The sequence below is a fragment of the Shewanella sp. NIFS-20-20 genome, assembly GCF_019209865.1.
GTDB lineage: Bacteria > Pseudomonadota > Gammaproteobacteria > Enterobacterales > Shewanellaceae > Shewanella.
Genome location: NZ_JAHUTT010000024.1, coordinates 19,835 through 40,505, shown reverse-complemented (window position 1 = coordinate 40,505; position 20,671 = coordinate 19,835). Strand labels below are relative to the sequence as shown.

The 20,671-nt window shown below is 47.6% G+C and carries 19 protein-coding genes and 6 tRNA genes; 8 read left to right on the top strand and 17 right to left on the bottom strand.

The genetic code is table 11. The annotated features are described in order from the left end of the window. Positions 1 to 44: 44 nt before the first annotated feature. The 5 genes from KU855_RS09540 to hemA form a co-directional block, all read right to left on the bottom strand. Entirely contained in the window at positions 45 to 857 is an 813-nt protein-coding gene (locus KU855_RS09540) for a tetratricopeptide repeat protein (protein ID WP_218530059.1), read from the bottom strand. 11 nt (positions 858 to 868) lie between these two features. Continuing rightward, positions 869 to 1,261, bottom strand: coding sequence for a SirB2 family protein (locus KU855_RS09535; protein WP_218530058.1), 393 nt, complete (start codon positions 1,259 to 1,261; stop codon positions 869 to 871). Positions 1,262 to 1,435: 174 nt separating this feature from the next. Continuing rightward, on the bottom strand, positions 1,436 to 2,281 hold the full coding sequence (gene prmC / locus KU855_RS09530; RefSeq protein WP_218530057.1) for a peptide chain release factor N(5)-glutamine methyltransferase: 846 nt from the start codon (positions 2,279 to 2,281) through the stop codon (positions 1,436 to 1,438). A gap of 207 nt (positions 2,282 to 2,488) precedes the next feature. After that, positions 2,489 to 3,580: a peptide chain release factor 1 gene (prfA, locus tag KU855_RS09525; RefSeq protein ID WP_218530056.1), complete on the bottom strand. Its 1,092-nt coding sequence runs from the start codon at positions 3,578 to 3,580 to the stop codon at positions 2,489 to 2,491. 15 nt (positions 3,581 to 3,595) lie between these two features. Beyond that, on the bottom strand, positions 3,596 to 4,846 hold the full coding sequence (hemA, locus tag KU855_RS09520; protein WP_218530055.1) for a glutamyl-tRNA reductase: 1,251 nt from the start codon (positions 4,844 to 4,846) through the stop codon (positions 3,596 to 3,598). 261 nt (positions 4,847 to 5,107) lie between these two features. On the opposite strand from hemA, the gene lolB reads away from it, so the two are divergent. The 3 genes from lolB (at position 5,108) to KU855_RS09505 (ending at position 7,637) form a co-directional block, all read left to right on the top strand. After that, on the top strand, positions 5,108 to 5,716 hold the full coding sequence (gene lolB, locus KU855_RS09515; RefSeq protein ID WP_218530054.1) for a lipoprotein insertase outer membrane protein LolB: 609 nt from the start codon (positions 5,108 to 5,110) through the stop codon (positions 5,714 to 5,716). A 49-nt stretch (positions 5,717 to 5,765) separates the two neighbouring features. After that, positions 5,766 to 6,623 carry a 4-(cytidine 5'-diphospho)-2-C-methyl-D-erythritol kinase gene (ispE, locus tag KU855_RS09510; protein ID WP_218530053.1) on the top strand — a complete coding sequence of 286 codons (858 nt, stop codon included), beginning with the start codon at positions 5,766 to 5,768 and terminating at the stop codon, positions 6,621 to 6,623. 66 nt (positions 6,624 to 6,689) lie between these two features. Then, the gene (locus KU855_RS09505) at positions 6,690 to 7,637 is read left to right on the top strand and encodes a ribose-phosphate pyrophosphokinase (RefSeq protein WP_218530052.1); all 948 of its coding nucleotides are present in this window, start codon (positions 6,690 to 6,692) and stop codon (positions 7,635 to 7,637) included. A gap of 63 nt (positions 7,638 to 7,700) precedes the next feature. Here the strand turns inward: KU855_RS09505 and KU855_RS09500 are convergent, their stop codons facing one another. The 11 genes from KU855_RS09500 to KU855_RS09450 form a co-directional block, all read right to left on the bottom strand. Beyond that, positions 7,701 to 8,306: a glutathione S-transferase family protein gene (locus KU855_RS09500; protein ID WP_218530080.1), complete on the bottom strand. Its 606-nt coding sequence runs from the start codon at positions 8,304 to 8,306 to the stop codon at positions 7,701 to 7,703. A 219-nt stretch (positions 8,307 to 8,525) separates the two neighbouring features. Continuing rightward, complete coding sequence (gene pdxY, locus KU855_RS09495; RefSeq protein WP_218530051.1) at positions 8,526 to 9,383, bottom strand: pyridoxal kinase PdxY; 858 nt, start codon at positions 9,381 to 9,383, stop codon at positions 8,526 to 8,528. A 180-nt stretch (positions 9,384 to 9,563) separates the two neighbouring features. Beyond that, positions 9,564 to 9,638 (bottom strand) — tRNA-Gln (locus KU855_RS09490). 39 nt (positions 9,639 to 9,677) lie between these two features. Further along, positions 9,678 to 9,754 (bottom strand) — tRNA-Met (locus KU855_RS09485). Between the two features lies 1 nt (position 9,755). Continuing rightward, positions 9,756 to 9,830 (bottom strand) — tRNA-Gln (locus KU855_RS09480). 22 nt (positions 9,831 to 9,852) lie between these two features. Next, positions 9,853 to 9,927, bottom strand: a tRNA-Gln gene (locus KU855_RS09475). 31 nt (positions 9,928 to 9,958) lie between these two features. Next, positions 9,959 to 10,043 (bottom strand) — tRNA-Leu (locus tag KU855_RS09470). A gap of 31 nt (positions 10,044 to 10,074) precedes the next feature. Further along, positions 10,075 to 10,151 (bottom strand) — tRNA-Met (locus tag KU855_RS09465). A gap of 202 nt (positions 10,152 to 10,353) precedes the next feature. Next, positions 10,354 to 11,445 (bottom strand): redox-regulated ATPase YchF, encoded by a 1,092-nt coding sequence (gene ychF, locus KU855_RS09460; protein WP_218530050.1) that lies wholly within the window; start codon positions 11,443 to 11,445, stop codon positions 10,354 to 10,356. A gap of 71 nt (positions 11,446 to 11,516) precedes the next feature. Then, positions 11,517 to 12,104 carry an aminoacyl-tRNA hydrolase gene (gene pth, locus KU855_RS09455; RefSeq protein WP_218530049.1) on the bottom strand — a complete coding sequence of 196 codons (588 nt, stop codon included), beginning with the start codon at positions 12,102 to 12,104 and terminating at the stop codon, positions 11,517 to 11,519. A gap of 107 nt (positions 12,105 to 12,211) precedes the next feature. After that, complete coding sequence (locus KU855_RS09450; RefSeq protein WP_371316344.1) at positions 12,212 to 13,399, bottom strand: FAD-dependent oxidoreductase; 1,188 nt, start codon at positions 13,397 to 13,399, stop codon at positions 12,212 to 12,214. Between the two features lie 391 nt (positions 13,400 to 13,790). On the opposite strand from KU855_RS09450, the gene miaB reads away from it, so the two are divergent. From miaB to lnt, 5 genes are all read left to right on the top strand, one after another. After that, on the top strand, positions 13,791 to 15,215 hold the full coding sequence (gene miaB, locus KU855_RS09445) for a tRNA (N6-isopentenyl adenosine(37)-C2)-methylthiotransferase MiaB (protein ID WP_218530048.1): 1,425 nt from the start codon (positions 13,791 to 13,793) through the stop codon (positions 15,213 to 15,215). A 161-nt stretch (positions 15,216 to 15,376) separates the two neighbouring features. Next, the gene (locus tag KU855_RS09440; protein WP_218530047.1) at positions 15,377 to 16,411 is read left to right on the top strand and encodes a PhoH family protein; all 1,035 of its coding nucleotides are present in this window, start codon (positions 15,377 to 15,379) and stop codon (positions 16,409 to 16,411) included. Then, the gene (gene ybeY / locus KU855_RS09435) at positions 16,401 to 16,865 is read left to right on the top strand and encodes an rRNA maturation RNase YbeY (protein ID WP_218530046.1); all 465 of its coding nucleotides are present in this window, start codon (positions 16,401 to 16,403) and stop codon (positions 16,863 to 16,865) included. The genes KU855_RS09440 and ybeY overlap by 11 nt, the downstream gene beginning before the upstream one ends. 34 nt (positions 16,866 to 16,899) lie before the next feature. Beyond that, complete coding sequence (gene corC, locus KU855_RS09430; RefSeq protein WP_218530045.1) at positions 16,900 to 17,775, top strand: CNNM family magnesium/cobalt transport protein CorC; 876 nt, start codon at positions 16,900 to 16,902, stop codon at positions 17,773 to 17,775. Between the two features lie 30 nt (positions 17,776 to 17,805). Continuing rightward, positions 17,806 to 19,326 (top strand): apolipoprotein N-acyltransferase, encoded by a 1,521-nt coding sequence (gene lnt / locus KU855_RS09425; protein ID WP_218530078.1) that lies wholly within the window; start codon positions 17,806 to 17,808, stop codon positions 19,324 to 19,326. A 53-nt stretch (positions 19,327 to 19,379) separates the two neighbouring features. On the opposite strand, the gene KU855_RS09420 is transcribed toward lnt, so the two are convergent. After that, the gene (locus KU855_RS09420) at positions 19,380 to 20,633 is read right to left on the bottom strand and encodes an EAL domain-containing protein (RefSeq protein ID WP_218530044.1); all 1,254 of its coding nucleotides are present in this window, start codon (positions 20,631 to 20,633) and stop codon (positions 19,380 to 19,382) included. Between the last annotated feature and the right edge of the window lie 38 nt (positions 20,634 to 20,671).

Genomic DNA, 20,671 nt, shown 5'->3' with positions numbered 1-20,671 from the left:
CTAGTTTTTATAGTTATGATTTTCCCTGGGAGCTGAGCCTTAACTCAGTGATATACCTCAGGTTTATCAACCAATTCTTTCAGTTGTAATTTCACTAATTCAATCACAGGGTCGTGGGGACTATTCTCAATAAAATGAGTAAGATCCGCAGCCGCCAAGCTAATACACCCCAATTGCTGAGCGATAAAAGCGCGCTCGCGATTCAAATGAGCATCCTCAGGGTGCCACTGCAATAATAAATTGCAACATTCTAAGGCGGGTTCGAATTGACCCTTTAGAATGCAGCCCGCTTTAATTTCATGCAACAATCGAGTCAATAAACGCTTCACTGTGACCGGTTTAAGATAACTGGCTTTTAGTGGCGCCGCATTGCCTAATTCACCTCTGACGATGGCATGTAAGAATTGACGGTCAACAAAATGGCCGGTTAACGGGTCAATATAGTAGGTGATCTTGTGGTGTTGCCATTGCAGTAAGCTATGGCCTGGCAACAAGATCATCTCTAATTTCAAATCTAACTGTTTGGCTAACAACATTAATAAGGTCGATAACGTCGTGCTATTGCCTTGACGATTTAATAGACAGGTCGCTAAATCTGCTGCCTGCACCCCGTAATAATCTTGATGGACACGAAAGCCCAAGTCTTGATAAAACCACTGCAATAGTGCCTTCAGACGTTGCGGTTGATCCACTAAATAATGGCTCAATACTCCACCCGCAATTTCATACCAAGCTTGCTTAGCCCTATCGCCCGTGGTGAACCCTAGGTGCACAGACAGGGTTAATGGTGTTTCAGGTAAAGACACAGAGTCCAAGGCGGTGTCCGCCTCAGACTGGGATACATTGACTACAGACATATTACTCACAGTTACACAATCACCGTGGTTTTCAGTACCGCGAGTTTAGCGGCAAACATCAACCAACCAATGGCGCCTAGGAAGGCAAAAATTTTAAATAAACGATTACGGTTTGACTTGATGGCCATATAAGCCAAGAGGATATACGCCGCCACTGCCATGAGTTTTTCGGTTAACCATGGGGCTTCGATGGGATATTGCTTGATCATAAAACACAAGACCACCCCAGATAACAATAAGAAGGTATCGATGACATGGGGGGCAATTTTAACAAACTTGTGTTGCAGTAAGGTCGACCCCGCCATATGCAAACCAAAACGAACCACAAAAAAAAGCACACTTAAGGCGATCAATAATAAGTGTAAGTGTTTGGTCGCAGGATATAAATCGTAAAAAATTTGCATAATTTCCCTATGCCTAAAAATTCAAAGGCGCTAGTGTACCCGAAAGCTGGCAACAGGCCAAACCTATCCGCCCCAGCGGGCAGACCTTATCAAGGCCGGGTAATGACGCCCCGCATTAACGGCGATTCAAGGCCCGGCAGTTGACGCTCGGTATCGTCGCTAACGGTGGGTTCGTTACGGCCATCGAGCCAAGGTGCAGCGCTCATTATCGCCGTAGTCTTTGATGGTTTTGACGTCAACATACCCCATATCACTCAAGGCGTTACGCAACCTAGCACCTTGTTCAAAACCGTGTTCCATCAATAAGTAGCCACCTGACACTAAGCGATCGCGACTGTGCTCGGCGATATAGAATAAATCCTGATATCCTGCATCAGCCGCAGTTAATGCACTCAAGGGTTCAAAGCGCACATCACCTTGGGATAAGTGATGATCATTCTCGTCAATATATGGGGGATTTGAGACGATGAGATCGAAAGCTTGCTCACTGACCGCACTAAACCAATCGCTTTGACAGATCTCGACCCTCTCAAGCCCTAGCATCTGCCGATTCTCGCACGCCAATGCCACGGCGGCGGCCACCTTATCAACCCCCTTTATCTGCCACTGTGGGCGTTCATGGGCCAAGCTCAAGGCGATAGCGCCGGTCCCCGTGCCTAAATCAAGTACACGCGCGCCACTCGGCAAGGGTAAAGCTAACGCCGTTTCAACCAGTACTTCGGTATCCGGTCTTGGGATCAAGGTCGTGGGGTTAACTTTAAACGGCAGAGAAAAAAACTCACGCTCACCAATCAAGTGGGCAATAGGATGCCCCTCAAGTCGTAATGCCAGCAACTGCTGAAAGCGTTCGGCCTCGGTGGCTGTTAACCTTTTATCGCCCCAAGTAAATAAATAGGTGCGATTTTTATCCAACACATGCTGCAGTAAAATTTCGCTGTCTAAGGCGGCGGTATCGCTACTGCCGTTTAAAAGCAAACAAGCCCGGCGAAGGGCTTGTTCAATCGTCTCAGCTAATGTCATGTACACCCATCCTATAAACATAAAGGCGATGCGTACGCGCCAGCTCGCGCTGCCATTGACGCTTCGCCATCACAAGTTCAGCTCAACCGCTCAGGCTCTATGAAGGCGCGATGGCAACAATAACCCGCCGACACCACCGTTTCATTCAGACTGAGCCCTGATGGCAGCCCAATGACAAAATGCAGTTAAGCGATTAACCTAGACTGATTAGCCTTGGTCATCCGCCAAGGCGGCAAGCAAGTCTGCTTGATGCTCTTGCATCAAAGGATCGATCAAGGTATCGAGCGAGCCTTCCATCACTTCATTCAAGCGATACAAAGTCAGGTTAATACGATGATCACTGACGCGACCTTGCGGGAAGTTATAGGTACGAATGCGCTCAGAACGATCACCACTGGCGACCAAGGAACGACGCGTCGATTCTTCTTCGCTACGACGCTTCTCATCTTCAGCAGCTTGCAGTCGCGCCGCTAACACGCTCATGGCTTGCGCGCGGTTTTTATGCTGCGAACGCTGATCCTGACATTCAACAATGGTTCCTGTGGGAATGTGGGTAATACGAATGGCAGAATCGGTTTTGTTAACGTGCTGACCACCCGCCCCAGAGGCGCGGAAGGTATCGACTTTTAAGTCGGCTGGATTAATTTGGATCGCTTCGGCTTCAGGGACTTCTGGCATCACCACCACAGTACAAGCCGATGTATGCACTCGACCTTGAGACTCAGTCTCAGGCACACGTTGCACACGGTGACCGCCAGACTCAAACTTGAGTTTGCCGTACACGGATTCACCACTAAACTTGGCAATCACTTCTTTAAAGCCGCCATGTTCGCCCTCATTGAGGTTCATGATCTCTACTTGCCAACGGTTCGCTTCGGCATAGCGGCTATACATGCGGAATAAGTCACCGGCAAAAATCGCGGCCTCATCGCCACCAGCACCGGCACGAATTTCCACAAACGCGCAGCGATCATCGTTAGGATCTTTTGGCAGTAACAAAATTTGGAGTTCATCTTCAAGACGTAATAGTGCAGCTTTAGCCTCACGAATCTCTTCTTCCGCCATTTCCTTGATTTCAGGATCGTCTTCGGCCAGCATCTCTTTCGCAGTCTCTAAATCCGCTTGAGCTTGCTGATAAGCTTTAAAACCTTTGACCACATCTTCTAATTGCGCATATTCGCGCGACAAACCACGAAATCTATCTTGATCGCTAATCACACTTGCATCACTAAGCAGCGCCATGACTTCTTCGTGACGCTCAAGCAAGCCTTCAAGCTTGCGGATGACGGAATCTTTCATTGAATGATTTAAACCTTACTCTTTATCCAGCCCAAGCGCGGAACGAAGTTGCCCCAGGGTATTTAAATCCCCAGCGCGACTGGCCGACGTCAGTGCTTGAGTCGGTGCATGAATCAGGCGGTTAGTGAGTTTATTTGCCAGCTCCAACAATACTTGTTCGCTGTCCCCACCCTGCGCCAATTTATTAATGGCGCGCTCAACCAATTCATCTTTCACCGCTAAGCTCTGCTGTCGGTATTGCCGAATACTGTCCACTGAACTCAGTGAACGGATCCAATCCATAAACAGGTGCGCCTGTTCTTCGGCAATCACTTCGGCTTGCTCTGCAGCCTCTTTGCGGGAGGCCATATTCTGTTCAATAATGCTTTGCAGGTCGTCAACCGTATAGAGGAAGGCATCGTCAAGATCGGCCACTTCTGCCTCTATATCACGGGGAACCGCTATGTCCACCAGCAGCATTGGCTGATGACGTCGCTGCTTCAGCGCTTTTTCTACCATGCCCTTGCCCAAAATTGGCAACGGACTTGCGGTAGAGGATATCACGATATCGGCTTTAGGTAGATAGTCAGGGATCTGAGTCAAGGTAATTGCGGTGGCATTAAACTCTTCACACATCCCTTGCGCACGTTCTAAGGTACGGTTAGCCACCACCATGGCACTGACCCCGTTATCCTTCAAGTGGCGCGCCACCAACTCGATAGTTTCACCCGCACCAATCAGCAACACCTTAGTGTGGGCCAGTGATGAGAAGATATGCTTAGCCATACTGACCGCGGCAAATGCGACGGACACGGCATTAGCACCGATATCGGTTTCGGTACGTACTTTTTTAGCCACAGAAAACGTGGTCTGAAATAATCTATCTAAGGTCAGGGCCACGGTGCCCGCTTCTTTGGCTTTGGCAAACGATTGCTTCACCTGCCCTAAGATTTGCGGTTCACCTAAAATAAGCGAATCCAGCCCTGAGGCGACTCGCATTAAGTGGCGCACCGCTTGTTGACCATCTAATTGATAGACACACGGCATCACTGCATCATGGCTTAAGCCATGATATTGCTCTAGCCATTGAATGACATCACTTGCCTCGGCTGCATTGCAATACAATTCCGTGCGATTACAAGTGGAGATAATTACGGCCTCACCGGATTGGCTTCGACTGGCAAGACTCTTCATGGCGTCATGAATAATATCTGGACCAAATGCAACCTTTTCCCGCAAGTCTACCGTTGCCGTTTTATGGTTAATCCCTATTGCTACTAGGCTCATCTGACTCTTTTCAGGCTCTCAGGCGTCATTATCATGGTGGCATTCTACTGAATTGACGCGATTAAAAATAGAATACGCTTAACAAAACCGAATAAAGGTCTAACTTCTTAATCAAAAATCCAATTAGCATCAAGAAGTCTTTGATAGTCATTAACCTTTGTATCAAGTGTTGCGGGACAAAAATCCGCTATCAAGATTGGTATTCCCCTAATAGGCTCAGTATCATAAAGGACATACTTAGGTTGATGTCGGACAAATATTTTGACGCGGTTCACAAAAATGCACTACCTTGGGCTATTGTTACTGCTTTTTATCAACGGCTGTAGCCTCACTCCCCCACCAAGCTTGCAAGCTGTCAGCGTCAGCTCGGCGGCCAATGCGTATGCTTGGCAACTCAATGGCAATATTTTAGTCCGCACCGCCGAGGACAAGGTTAGCACCCAACTCTACTGGCTGGAACAGCCGCAACGCACTGATATTCAACTAATTAGCCCGATAGGCACTAGCTTGATGGCGTTGACATTAGCCCCAAACAAAGCCAGCTTGACCGCCGATGGCAACACATACGAGGGCACCGATGGCCAACAGTTATTACAACAACTGACCGGATGGTCACTGCCGTTAGCGCAATTCCCCCACTGGCTCATAGGTCAACTGACCCCTGACATGCAGATCATCAGTACCGATGCCCAGGGGCGGGTCACACAAGCGCATACGCAAGGATCACAACCATGGACTGTTGAATATCGCCAATGGCAACAATTGGGCGGCGCCGAAGTGCCACGATTAATTCAACTGAAAAATGGCGAGATTCAGGTTAAAATCCAAATCAATCGTTGGCAACCATTGGCGCCAGTCGCCGGCCTTTGAACAGCCTGCACCCATCGCATACTAGGCCGCCATCCCAAGGAATAACATCATGACAGTAAGCGCAATCAGCACGCGCTGGCCGGCACCGGCCAAACTCAATTTATTTCTCCATGTGAACCACCAAAGGGCCGATGGTTATCATGAATTGCAGACCTTATTTCAATTTATTGATGTGTGTGACTATCTCACCTTTGCCATCGACGATAGCGATTGCGTGACGTTAGATTCCGAACTAAATCAGGTTGTTGCCGATAGCGATAACTTAATTCTGAAAGCTGCAAAATCATTAAAATTAGCCACAGGCTATAAAGGTGGCGCCCATATAACCTTGGAGAAAAATATTCCGATGGGCGGAGGATTGGGCGGCGGTTCTTCCGATGCAGCGACCACCCTAGTGGCGCTTAATGCCCTGTGGAAAACCGGACTGTCCAAACAGGAACTCGGGGCTATTGGCTTAACGCTCGGCGCGGATGTCCCTGTTTTTATTAATGGTTATGCCGCATTTGCCGAAGGCGTCGGCGAGCAATTACAAGCGGTTACCCCCGCAGAACCTTGGTATTTGATCATTGCTCCCGATGTGCATGTAGCCACCGCAGCCGTGTTCCAAGATCCTGAATTACCGCGCAATACCCCAAAGATGCAATTAGACACATTAATGTCATCGCCTTGGCGTAACGACTGTGAGATGCTAGTCGCACGACGACACCCTCAAGTTGCCAATGCCTTAGGCTGGCTGCTAGAATATGCGCCGTCAAGAATGACCGGAACTGGCGCATGCGTGTTCGGGGAGTTCGAGCAGCAATCTTCTGCCCAAGCGGCCTTGGACAAGATGCCAAGCCATTGGCGTGGATTTGTTGCCAAAGGAAAAAATATTTCGCCGTTAGAGCAGACGTTGTTGTCGCTCTAATCCATGTATCTAAAGTGACGTCCACTTTAGTCACGACATATTAAGCAAACGCCTGAGGTTCTTACAGTGCCCGACATCAAGCTCTTTGCTGGGAATGCCACCCCCAGTCTCGCGAAAAAGATTGCCGACCGTTTATTTTGCAAACTTGGAGACGCCGTGGTGGGCCGTTTCAGCGATGGTGAAATCAGTGTTCAAATCAACGAGAATGTTCGTGGAGCGGATGTGTTTATCATTCAATCTACTTGCGCTCCAACCAATGACAACCTGATGGAGCTGATCGTCATGGTCGATGCTCTGCGCCGTGCCTCGGCCGGTCGTATCACTGCCGTGATCCCTTACTTCGGTTATGCTCGCCAAGATCGACGAGTTCGCAGCGCACGCGTCCCGATCACTGCCAAGGTGGTTGCAGACTTCTTATCAAGCGTTGGGGTTGATCGCGTATTAACTTGCGACTTACACGCCGAACAAATTCAAGGTTTCTTCGATGTGCCGGTAGATAACGTATTCGGAAGCCCTGTGCTGCTGGAAGACATGTTAAGCCGCAATCTTGATAACCCTGTGGTTGTTTCGCCCGATATTGGTGGCGTCGTTCGCGCACGCGCAATTGCAAAACTGCTTGATGATTCCGATCTGGCTATTATCGACAAGCGTCGTCCACAAGCCAACGTAGCTCAAGTCATGCACATCATCGGTGATGTTCAGGGACGTGATTGTATTATCGTTGATGATATGATCGACACAGGCGGCACTCTGTGTAAAGCAGCGGAAGCATTAAAAGAACATGGCGCAAACCGTGTATTCGCTTACGCCACTCACCCAGTGTTTTCTGGTAAAGCTGCCGAAAATATTGCTAATTCAGTGATTGATGAAGTAATCATCACAGATACCGTGCCATTATCCGAAGAGATGCAGAAGCTGGATAAAGTCACACAGTTGACCATGTCAGCGGTATTAGCTGAAGCGATTCGTCGCGTGAGTAATGAAGAATCTATTTCGGCCATGTTCCGTCACTAATCCGAGCGATCAGTGATAAAAACGCACCTTTAGGTGCGTTTTTTTATGGCCGGGCATCCGCGGTCACTCGTTCATCGGCATCGGATAAAATAGTGGCTGAGCACTGATGCGCTCGCACCAAGCTTGAATATTAGGATACCGAGACAAATCAAAGCCGCCCTCATCGGCCACATGGGTATAAGCAAATAAGGCAATATCGGCTAACGAAAGTGATGCGCCCACTAAGTAAGGCGACAGGCTTAATTGATGTTCCATTAAGGTCAACGCCTTATTACCTCCAGCCTGTAAACTGGCAAATTCCGCTCGGCGCGCAGGTGGCAACCCTTGATAATGTTTGATAAAACGCGCCACGGCGATATAAGGTTCATGGCTGTATTGTTCAAAGAACATCCACTCAAACATCTTAGCTTTAGCAAAGGCCGACGTTGGCACTAAGGCCCCCTCATTGGCTAAATACCAAATAATGGCGTTGGATTCACACAAGACGCGGCCATCGTCTAACACCAGCGCCGGGATCTTAGCGTTCGGGTTGATGGCCAAAAATGAAGCTTGTTGACATTCGCCGGCTAACACATCGACATGTTGCCAATCATGCGGGATGCCAAGGAGTTTAAGTGTGAGCTTTACCTTATAACAATTGCCTGAACGTAAATCGCCATATACCAACATCATCGCGCCCCCAGCACAAAATTTAATCAACTCTAGCATTAAATGCTTGGCGATTAAATGTCTGACCACCGGCCCCAGTCAGCGTGGTACTCGCTAGGTGTTAGGCGGGGTTGCTCACGCCAACATGACCGATGGCTAACTCGGAGGCAGGTGTTGCTGCTCGGCACACAAAAAAACCAGCCGCGGCTGGTTTTTTGATTCATCAGATAATCGCTTGCATCAGCATGGCTGAGCGCGGTATTTAATGTTGGGATCGGCAATCTGATCTTGCGCCGCAATCAGTTGTAACTCATAGGCTTGAATGTCACAAGTCAGCTTAAGAACGCTATCGACCGCGGCATTGGTGCGCTCAAAAGCGCTAACCGCATCAAAACCACGCAACAGATTGCTGAGCATTAAACCGCTGAGTAAATCACCAACCCCCACAGGTTGGCGCTCAAATTCATACAGCGGACGAGAAATCAAGAAATCACCATGCTCACAACACAAAAGCATTTGAAATTCATCACTGCTACCCGCCCGGCTTAGATGCTTTACCAGCACTAAGCGCAAGCCAGTGTCCAATAAACGGCGAGCTGCGGCTTTCGCTTGTGCCAAATTATCGATGGTGCAATCGGCTAAGGTTTCTAACTCTAATAAATTCGGTGCAATCATATCGGCGCAAGCGAGGGCGCGCTGCTTAAAAAATTCCATCACACCTGGGGCGACAATGCAGCCTTTTTCCGGATGCCCCATCACGGGATCGCAAAAATAGATGGCAGCCGGGTTGTGTTGTTTGATTTTTGCCACCGCCGCTAAAATCTCTTCACCTTGCTCGGCACTGCCAAGATAGCCACTAAGTAGCGCATCGCATTCAACCAAGGCGTTAATATTAGCCAAGCCAGCCACTAACTCAGTGATTTGACCCGCAGGCATTACCATGCCCTTAAATCCTTGCTGATATTGAGTATGGTTGGAAAATTGCACCGTATTAATTGGCCATACTTCCATTCCGTTACGTCGCATTGGAAACACGGCACTGCTATTACCAGCACAGCCAAATACCACATGGGATTGAATGGATAAGATCCGCTTCATGGACAAAACCTTATTTGAAATAAATGAGATGAAAATTGCTCGCTAAGCTATACCAGCAATTATACCCGAAACTTAGTACCCCATCGTATTCACACGTGGATTTAACCGGGAATACGGGATTAATCTTTATTAAAAAATAAATGCAAAAAGCCCGTCTAAATAGACGGGCTTTTCTTTATTTGGCTGGGGTACAAGGATTCGAACCTTGGAATGCCGAGATCAAAACCCGGTGCCTTACCGCTTGGCGATACCCCAAAAACTGGCTCAAGACGATTACATCAACTTGATAAAATATGGTGGCTATGGCGGGATTTGAACCTGCGACCCCAGCATTATGAGTGCTGTGCTCTAACCAACTGAGCTACATAGCCGTGGCTGGGGTACAAGGATTCGAACCTTGGAATGCCGAGATCAAAACCCGGTGCCTTACCGCTTGGCGATACCCCAATCATTGGAAATAAGAGGAAATTGGCTGGGGTACAAGGATTCGAACCTTGGAATGCCGAGATCAAAACCCGGTGCCTTACCGCTTGGCGATACCCCAACTGCTTGTTGCTCATCTAACTTAAATTAAATGGTACGGGAAGAGAGACTTGAACTCTCACACCTTGCGGCACCAGAACCTAAATCTGGCGTGTCTACCAATTTCACCATTCCCGCACAACAATCTCTATTTTACATCTTGAGCAGATGGTGGCTATAGCGGGACTTGAACCTGCGACCCCAGCATTATGAGTGCTGTGCTCTAACCAGCTGAGCTACATAGCCATCTTACTTTCCGCGCCCCCTTCATCAGGGAACGGGGCGTATTATGCTTATTCGACCCAAAGAGGTCAACCGCTTTTTTACGAATATTATGCGCAAACCTATCGTTTGCTCATTCCATCGACAAACTGGCCATTTGCTGGCCAAAAAAAGAGGAAAACTAAGTTTTCCTCTTGAATTCACTTAATTGCGAAGATTTAGCTGCTTAAACATTAAACAGGAAATGCATAACATCGCCATCTTTGACGACGTATGACTTACCTTCAATTCGCAATTTACCGGCTTCTTTACAGCCCGCTTCACCTTTAAACTCTAAGAAATCGTTATAAGACATCACTTGAGCACGAATAAAGCCGCGTTCGAAATCAGTGTGGATCACGCCAGCCGCTTGCGGGGCTGAGGCGCCAACAGGCACAGTCCATGCACGGACTTCTTTCACACCGGCAGTAAAGTAGGTTTGTAGATCCAATAAGGAATAGCCACCGCGGATAACGCGGTCAAGGCCCGGCTCTTCTAAGCCTAAGTCAGCCATAAACTCATCACGTTCTTCAGCATCCATTTCAGCCAGTTCAGATTCAATCGCTGCGCAGACCGGAACAACCACGGCATTCTCTGCCGCCGCAATAGCTTTAACCACATCTAAATGCGGATTGTTTTCAAAACCGTCTTCAGACACGTTAGCAATGTACATGGTTGGCTTGATAGTCAACAGATTCAAGTAAGCAACGGCTTCTAATTCTTCTTTTTCAAGCGGCAGTGAACGCAACATTTTGCCTTCATCTAAAATTGGGCGCATTTTCTCAAGCACTTCAACTTCAAACTTCGCATCTTTATCGCCACTTTTAGCCCGCTTTTGCTGGCGAGTGATGGCTCGCTCAACACTGTCTAAGTCCGCCAGTGCTAATTCGGTGTTAATGACTTCGATGTCGCTGGCAGGATCGACCTTATTAGCCACATGCACAATATTGTCATTGTCGAAACAACGCACCACGTGACCAATGGCATCCGTTTCACGGATATTGGCAAGAAACTTATTACCTAAGCCTTCACCCTTAGATGCACCAGCAACCAAGCCCGCGATATCAACGAACTCCATCGTGGTCGGTAAGATACGCTCAGGTTTAACAATGGCCGCTAACGCATCTAAGCGTGGATCCGGCACGGGTACCACGCCGGTATTAGGCTCAATGGTACAAAAAGGAAAGTTTGCTGCTTCAATCCCAGCCTTTGTCAGTGCGTTAAACAGCGTAGACTTACCTACGTTTGGCAAACCAACGATGCCACATTTAAAACCCATATCGATACCTTTATTTTGACGTAACAACCCAAGCCAAATCGTGCTCGGGCTAATATTTGATGGCGACTACATTATAGTGCTTTAAAAGAATGCAACCTATGCTGTGCCTTGACCATATCTTCTTTAACACCTATCTCGGTGGCACGTACTGCTTCATCGATGGCAGCCAAGATTTTTTCTTGGTCTTCACTTGAAGGCTTATTCAGTACATAACCGGCCACTTTATTTTTATCGCCCGGATGGCCAATGCCAATGCGCAAGCGGTAAAAATTGTTGTTATTTGCCATTTTGGCGACAATATCTTTCAGGCCATTATGCCCGCCATGACCGCCGCCTTGCTTAAACTTGGCGACGCCTGGCGGCATATCTAATTCATCATGAGCCACCAGAATTTGTTCAGGCTCAATGCGAAAGAAGTTCGCTAAGGCTGCCACTGACTTACCACTCAAGTTCATATAAGTGGCAGGGATAAGCAGCCTGATCTCTTGACCAAAGAGATTAACTCTCGCCGTCAGTCCAAAATATTTACTGTCGGCAGTCAGGCTAACATTGGCGATACGCGCTAATTCTTGTACATACCATGCGCCGGCATTATGACGAGTTTGCGCATACTCAGCACCAGGATTGGCTAAACCAACAATCAATTTAATCTTATTCATAGCGCTACTATTATTACTCTATTTCGCTAAGCCCAAATACGACGACTCAGTCATAAAGCGCAGCATTCTATCACCGCAGCCACTGCTCAACAAATTTACAATGGACCTCAGTGCAGTCCAAGCGCGTATTTCAACACCCAATCTTTTATCGGTCCGGAGTTATCCGCCAGTTTCAGTGCCGCATTACGCAGTAATTTCAGCGGTAAAATACGATTACTAAAACCGGCGTAAAACGCATCCATGGTGGTCATCATTAATAAGTTGTCGCGATAACGTTGGCTTTGGTAGCAGGCCAAGGTGGCATTACTCGCCCAATCCTGTCCCGCTTGCTTCGCTGTAGCGATGACATCAATTAACGCCGCTACATCTTTAAAGCCTAAGTTAACCCCTTGACCTGCTAACGGGTTAATGGTGTGAGCCGCATCGCCCAAAATCACCACATTATCTTGGTAATATCGACTGGCATGACGCCTTGTTAACGGAAAACTGCCCTTAGCTTCAATGATAAACTCAGTGGCTAAACGGTTAGGGAAATGACGTTTAATCTCCGCCATTAACGCCACATTATTCAGTTGCATCAACTGCCCAATCCGTTGAGGTTTGTCATACCACACCAACGAGGCATGCTTATCAGGCAGAGGCAATAATGAACGTGGTCCATCGGGGGTAAATTGTTGCCAAGTCACCGCCGGGAGGTCATCGGCGGTGGCAATATTAATTAACATCGCACTTTGGCGATAATCCCAACCGCTCACTCCAATCCCCGCCCACTGACGAACTTGAGAATTAGCGCCATCACAACCTATCAGCAAGCGGGCTTGTAGGTGGGTGCCATTTTCCAGCACCACACTAACGCCTTGCGCTTGCTGGTGATAACTAGTCACCGCGGCAGGGCAATAGACATGTAAGTTCGGGTATTGCGCCATTTGCTGCCACAAGCCTAATTGAATGACGCGGTTTTCGAGAATATAGCCAAGCTTATCCAATCCGACTTGGCTGGCATGAAAACAGGTCGCCGCCCCTTCCATCTCCCAGGTTTCAAGGCCACTATAGGCGATGTGACGCATGGCAAGGATCGCCTCCATCGCCCCGAGGGACTGCAATAAACTCACCGAGGCCATGCTGATGGCAGATACCCTAACATCTAAGGCCTGCTCAGGATCATAGTGTTCTTGGCGACGATTTTCGATCAAAGTGATCGATAAGCCGAGCTTGGCCAGCCCTAATGCCGTCGCGGCGCCCACCATACCACCGCCAATAATACAGACGTCAGTGTAATCCTGTTGTTGTGTCACTTAGTTTATCCTTGTCGTTGCGGTTGAAATCTCCCCCTTTGCTGCGTGGAGGATGACGTCACGCGATTGTCGGCTAACCACTTGGCGCGGTTAGCCCTTAACTCGTTGGTGATTTTACGCAATAAATGCCAACAAGATTATGCCCTATATCACAGCCGCACTAAACTACTCGCTGATCAATAACCGCCCTCCCTGCGCTGCATTAAATAATTAGCTTAAATATGAATTAGTTAAACTGCAGCCAACCTCAATGAACTCACGAATTAACCCCGAGCAATACTGTGGCGATTAAGAGATATTGCCTAAAGTTAGTCCGACCACTGGAAAGCTTGGGTGCGAGGGGGTAAAATGCTGCGCTATTTTTCCGTGGTTCGAAGAGCGAAATTAACTGATGAGTAAAAAACTCCATATCAAAACCTGGGGCTGCCAAATGAATGAGTATGACTCATCCAAAATGGCAGATTTACTGGGTGAAGCTCAGGGATACACTCTGACAGAAGCAGCCGAAGAGGCCGACATCTTGCTGCTTAATACCTGCTCCATTCGTGAAAAGGCGCAGGAAAAGGTGTTTCATCAGCTCGGCCGCTGGAAAACCCTTAAAGATAAAAACCCCGATCTGATTATCGGTGTGGGTGGCTGCGTGGCTTCACAAGAAGGTAAGGCCATCAAAGAACGTGCCCAATGTGTTGATATTATTTTCGGCCCGCAAACCTTGCATCGTTTACCAGAAATGATTGAGCAAGTGCGTCGCGGTGACAAGGCCGTTATCGATGTCAGCTTCCCTGAGATCGAGAAGTTTGACCGTTTGCCCGAGCCTCGTGCCGAAGGTCCAAGCGCCTTCGTATCGATCATGGAAGGTTGCAGCAAGTATTGTTCTTTCTGCGTTGTGCCCTATACCCGCGGCGAAGAAGTCAGCCGACCATTGGATGATATTATTTTAGAAATCGCCCAATTGGCTGAACAAGGTGTACGCGAAGTCAACTTACTTGGACAAAACGTTAACGCCTATCGCGGCGCGACTCACGATGACGATATCTGTAGCTTCGCCGAGTTGTTACGCTTTGTCGCGGCCATTGATGGTATTGATCGCATTCGCTTTACCACCAGCCATCCGATTGAGTTTACACAAGATATTATTGATGTGTACGCCGATACGCCGGAATTAGTCAGCTTCTTGCACCTTCCTGTGCAATCAGGCTCAGACCGAATTCTGACCTTGATGAAACGCAATCATATGGCGATTGAATATAAGTCCATTATTCGTCGTTTACGTCAAGCACGCCCCGACATTCAGATCAGCTCCGACTTCATTATTGGCTTCCCTGGTGAATCCAAACAAGATTTTGCTGATACCATGAAGCTCATTGAAGACGTTAATTTCGACCATAGCTTCAGCTTTATCTATTCTGCTCGCCCCGGCACACCAGCCGCCGATCTGCCCGATGATGTTGATTTGGAAGAAAAGAAGCAACGCTTAGCCATCTTGCAAGACCGCATTACTCAGCAGGCCATGCGATACAGTCGCCATATGCTCGGTTCAGTGCAACGCGTATTGGTTGAAGGTCCATCGGTGAAAAACCCCATGGAATTGCGCGGCCGTACTGAGAACAATCGTGTGGTTAACTTTGAAGCCGATCCTAAGCATATTGGTAGCTTCGTTGATGTTGAAATCGTCGATGTGTTTACTAACTCGTTGCGTGGCCAGTTTGTCCGTGGCGAAGATGAGATGGATTTACGCCGCGAACTGCGTCCATCGGACATCTTATCTCAACGCAAACAAGACGATGCCTTAGGGGTTAATACCTTTAAGCCCTAGTCACTGCGAGTCGTGTACTGACTTAAATTGTGTATAAAGACAGATAAAGGCGGCTTAGGCCGCCTTTTCCATACCTTCTACGACTATTTTTGGTTAGTATTTAGGGTAATCACGGCTAACGACCATATCGTTTGGGATTCAACTACATTTGGAGTGTTTATTTGTCTGCTAAAATGACTACGCTCAACCTTTATCTTGAGCCTGCTGAACCGCGTCGACTGGCTTCGTTATGCGGTCCCTTCGATGACAATATCAAACAATTAGAGCGACGTATTGGGGTTGAAATTAGCTACCGCAATAATCACTTTCAAATTGTTGGAACACCAAAAAACTGCCTTACTGCCAACAACTTACTTAGAGATCTCTATGTAGAAACTCAACCAGTTAAAGGCAGTACCCCAGATCTTGAACCTGATACCGTTCACTTGGCCATCCAACAAGCCATTTCAATTGAGGCTGCCAGTGACGATGACGATAAGCATCTGCATATTAAAACTAAGCGCGGTGTTATCAAGCCCCGCAACCCTAACCAAAGCCAATATATCGCCAATATCGTCCGTCATGATATTAGCTTTGGGATTGGACCGGCGGGCACGGGTAAAACCTATTTAGCCGTGGCAGCAGCCGTCGATGCGCTAGAGCGACAAGAAGTGCGCCGTATACTATTGACTCGTCCCGCGGTGGAAGCTGGCGAAAAGCTCGGGTTTTTGCCGGGTGATTTAAGCCAAAAAGTCGACCCATATTTGCGCCCGCTCTATGATGCCCTGTTCGAAATGCTTGGCTTTGAAAAAGTTGAGAAACTGATCGAACGCAGTGTGATTGAAGTGGCACCACTAGCATATATGCGCGGCCGCACCTTAAATGATGCCTTCATTATTCTCGATGAGAGCCAAAATACCACCGCAGAACAAATGAAAATGTTCTTAACTCGAATTGGTTTTAATTCGCGGGCGGTGATCACTGGCGATATCACTCAAATCGATTTACCAAAAAATCAAAAATCAGGCTTACGCCACGCCATTGAAGTGCTCAAAGGTGTTGATCAAATCAGCTTTAACTTTTTCCAGTCACACGATGTAGTGAGACATCCCGTGGTTGCTCGCATTGTCGAAGCTTATGAAGCCCATGAGCAACAATCGTCACATGCAGGCCGCGACAGCCACCATCAATTACAGGAGACTCCACATGAGTCTTGAACTCTGCCTAGATTTACAAATTGCCGTTGAAAATGAACAACTTCCAAGTGAACAAGATTTTGAGTTATGGGTTCGTACCGCGCTAGGTAATACCATGGCTGAAGCGGAACTCACCGTTCGTATTGTTGAAGAAGCCGAAAGCCAAAGCTTAAATCGTGATTACCGTGGCAAAGACAAATCCACCAATGTGCTATCGTTTCCTTTTGAAGCACCACCAGGAATTGAACTCCCTTTACTCGGCGATCTTGTTATTTGTGCCAAGGTAGTCGAAAATGAAGCCTTAGAGCAAAATAAAGCCTTACAAGCCCATTGGGCCCACATGGTTATCCATGGATGCTTGCATTTGCTCGGTTATGATCATATTAATGATGACGAGGCCGAAGAAATGGAATCGCTCGAGACTGAGCTAATCCAATCTCTCGGTTACCCAGACCCATACAAGGAGCAAAACTGAACTCGGTCTATGGCCTATGAGTTTAAGAAAGACTATGAGTGACGATATCCCACCGAGTACTACCGCCCATAAGAAGAGCTGGATTGACAGAGTTAGCCAGATTTTTCAGGGCGAACCCCAGAATCGTGATGATCTTGTTGGTGTGATCCATGACGCTGAACAGCGTGACTTGATCACTGAAGATACCCGCGAAATGATTAAAGGTGTACTAGAGGTCTCTGACCTACGAGTACGTGACATTATGATCCCTCGCGCCCAAATCGTGGCGGTACAGATCAACAATAGTGTCGAAGAATTACTGTCTACTGTGATAGGTTCTGCACATTCTCGCTTTCCGGTCGTGAATGAAGATAAAGATCATATCGAGGGGATCTTGCTCGCTAAAGACCTCATCAAATATGGCTTTAACCTAGAAGCAGACTTCAGTTTAGACAAAGTCATTCGTCCCGCAGTCGTTGTACCCGAAAGCAAGCGTGTGGATGTATTGCTCAAAGAGTTCCGCTCCCAACGCTACCATATGGCCATCGTCGTTGATGAATATGGTGGGGTTTCTGGCTTGGTGACCATTGAGGATATTCTTGAAGAAATCGTCGGCGAAATTGAAGACGAATTTGACCACGACAGTGGTGAGGATACCGAAATTCGTAAAGTCAGCGCTAAGGTGTTTTTAGTTAAAGCCTTAACCCCGGTTGAAGACTTTAATGAGCAGTTTGGTACCCAATTCAGCGATGAAGAGTTCGATACCGTGGGAGGGTTAGTGTCTCACGCCTTTGGCCATTTGCCAGAACGTAACGAAAAAATCATCATTGATGGTATTGAGTTTAAGATTGTGAATGCCGATACTCGTCGACTTATTCAATTACGTGTCTCTTGGCCTGAACTTGACGACAACCAAACCGTTGAAAACTAATTAGTGCCTAACTTTCTGCAATCTTTTTTGATGGCGATTTGCCATCGTGCAGGTCTACGACTGGTGACCGGCTATTTAGTCGGCGCCAGTACTGCCCTCGCGTTCGCGCCATACCAATTATGGCTTATCTACCCGTTGGCCATAGCCTTTGCTTTATGGCAATCGAGACAACTTTCTCCTAAAGCTAGCTTTTTTTACTGGTGGACCTTTGGTTTCGGCGCTTTTAGCGTAGGGATCAGTTGGGTGCATGTCAGTATGGCGCAATTTGGTGGCATGCCATTAATTGCGTCCATGGCCTTGATGGCGCTGCTGGCTTTATATCTGGCTTTATACCCTGCCATTGCAGGTACACTAGCCCAGTACCTCAGCCCACAGGCATTTGCTCTGCGCTCGCTGGCATTTTTTCCGCCGCTGTGGATAGTCACCGAATGGGCCCGAGGCTGGGTGCTCACCGGCTTCCCATGGCTGTGGGCTGGCTACTCACAAGTCGATGGTCCGCTGCGCCCCTTAGCCGCAGATATTGGCACCTTAGGCGTAAGCTACTTAATCATTGTCGCAGCAGCGGCAATCGCCGTAAGCGCTAAACGCTGCCGGCTTGGACTGACGGTATTGTTGGCGCTGTCAGTGCTGACCCTTATTGCCTATCAACGCCAACCATTGCAGCCAGAAGAGCAAACCGTCAAGGTCGCCTTAGTCCAAGGCAATATAGCCCAAAGCATGAAGTGGCAACCTGAAGCCTTATGGCCCACGCTGCTTAAGTACATGGATTTATCGCGGCCGGTGCTGGATGCCGATATCGTGATCTGGCCCGAGGCTGCAGTGCCCGCCCCCGAATATATGGTCAGTGATTTTTTAGATAATGCCAATCAAGTCGCCAACCTCAATGACAGTGCCATTATTACCGGCATTATTAGTCACCATAACAAAGATTTTTATAATTCATTGATCGTCTTAGGTAATCATCACCAACCACAGCAAGCTCAAGCCAATTACGCCGGCGATGGCAGCAATGAATACCGTAAACATCAATTGCTGCCTATCGGTGAGTTCGTGCCCTTTGAGTCCTTACTCAGACCCTTGGCGCCCTTTTTCAATTTACCTATGTCATCTTTTGCGCGTGGGGATTACCAGCAACCTAACTTAACGGCGCTTGGATATCACATTGAGCCCGCGATTTGCTATGAGATTGCCTTTCCTGAGTTATTGCGGGCCAACTTTAGCCCTCAAACCGATATGTTGCTGACGGTATCTAACGACGCCTGGTTTGGTGATTCCAATGGCCCACTGCAACACTATGATATTGCTAGAATGCGGGCAGTAGAATTAGGCCGGCCCTTACTGCGAGGCACCAATAATGGCGTTACCGCCGTCGTCGATGCCCAGGGTAATACCTTAGATAAGTTACCCCAGTTTGTGACTGGCGTGTTAAGTGTGGAGGTGCCTTTAGTCAAAGGGCACACCTTATTCAGCCAATGGGGACAGCAACCCATCTTGTGGTGGTCTGGTTTACTTATCCTGTTCGCGCTGATCCGCCGGCAACGACAAGCATAAAAAAATCAGCCCACAAGTCATGGGCTGATTTTAGTTTCAGTCATCCGCACCAATTAATTGTTCTGAGTTAAATGGGCAAATTGCTTTTGCCATGAAGCATGCCAAGCCACTAAACTCCCCAGCGAGCGGGGTTTACTAATCAGGTAGCCTTGGATCAACATCTCATCAAAATGACTGAGCAAGTATTTTAACTCATCGACCTGTTCAATGCCTTCTGCCACCAAGATCACATCCATTTGCGAGGCAATTTCAATTAAAGAATTGACTATGGTTTGGCAAAACACGTCGCGATGAATATTGATGATGAGTGAACGATCTATTTTAATTTCCGAAAATGGCAAACTCCGCAGCTGATTGATGTTGGTAAATCCGGAGCCAAAATCATCGAGTGACACCCCAAAGCCTCGCATCCTGAAACGATTTAACGTTTCTAGCTGATGCGGACTGCGCAGCGCATTGTCTTCGGTGATTTCCAATACTATCTGCTTGGGGGGGATACCATAAGTTGCAAACCGACACTCAAGCTCATCCACTAAAGATAAGTTTTCTAGTTGAGTCGGGGATAAATTAATACACAAGCGAAAATCATCGCCAAATTGTTGGCGCAGCCGAGGCATATCTGCCGCCGCTTTAGCGATCAAAATATCAGTCATTACGTCCAACAGATCCAATGAGGCCGCTAAAGATAAAAACCGGTTGGGTACCACAGCATCCTGCTCACCACGGATCTTTACCCGCATTAATACCTCAACCGAACTCACTTTGTGGGTTTTCATATTGATTTTCGGTTGATAGTAGGGAAACACAAAATCTTCGGCGATGACATCACGTAATTGCCGCTCAGATAAAAAATTAATTGGATTATTTTGCGCTTCAAATAAACATTCAGCTTTAAGAAGTAAGCCATTCAGATCTTTAGGCTGCAACGGTTTAGCAATACAGCCTATCAAATGCAAACAATACGCTTTGGCAATATCCGCCGCTAATGACACGATGCGACTTTCCATTTCAGAAATAATCCCTACCGCGCCCTGATATCCCAGCTCACCCAGCCCCCTTAATACCGCCATACCATCCATCTCTGGCATATTTAAGTCGGTTAAGATCAAGCTATAACGGTTCGGATTTCTGGTGATAATATCCAATGCTTTCACTGGCTGATGTGTCACCGTGACCTGACTGACTCCCAAGCTATTTAATAGATTTTTTACAATCAATAAAATCGCTTTGGAGTCATCAATGACCAGCACCTGATTATCAATAAAGCTCCTCTCGCCGACAGGCGAATATGAGGCAGTAGTTTCCATTATTTGAACTCATATCCATATGATTCATAGAGTGTAGA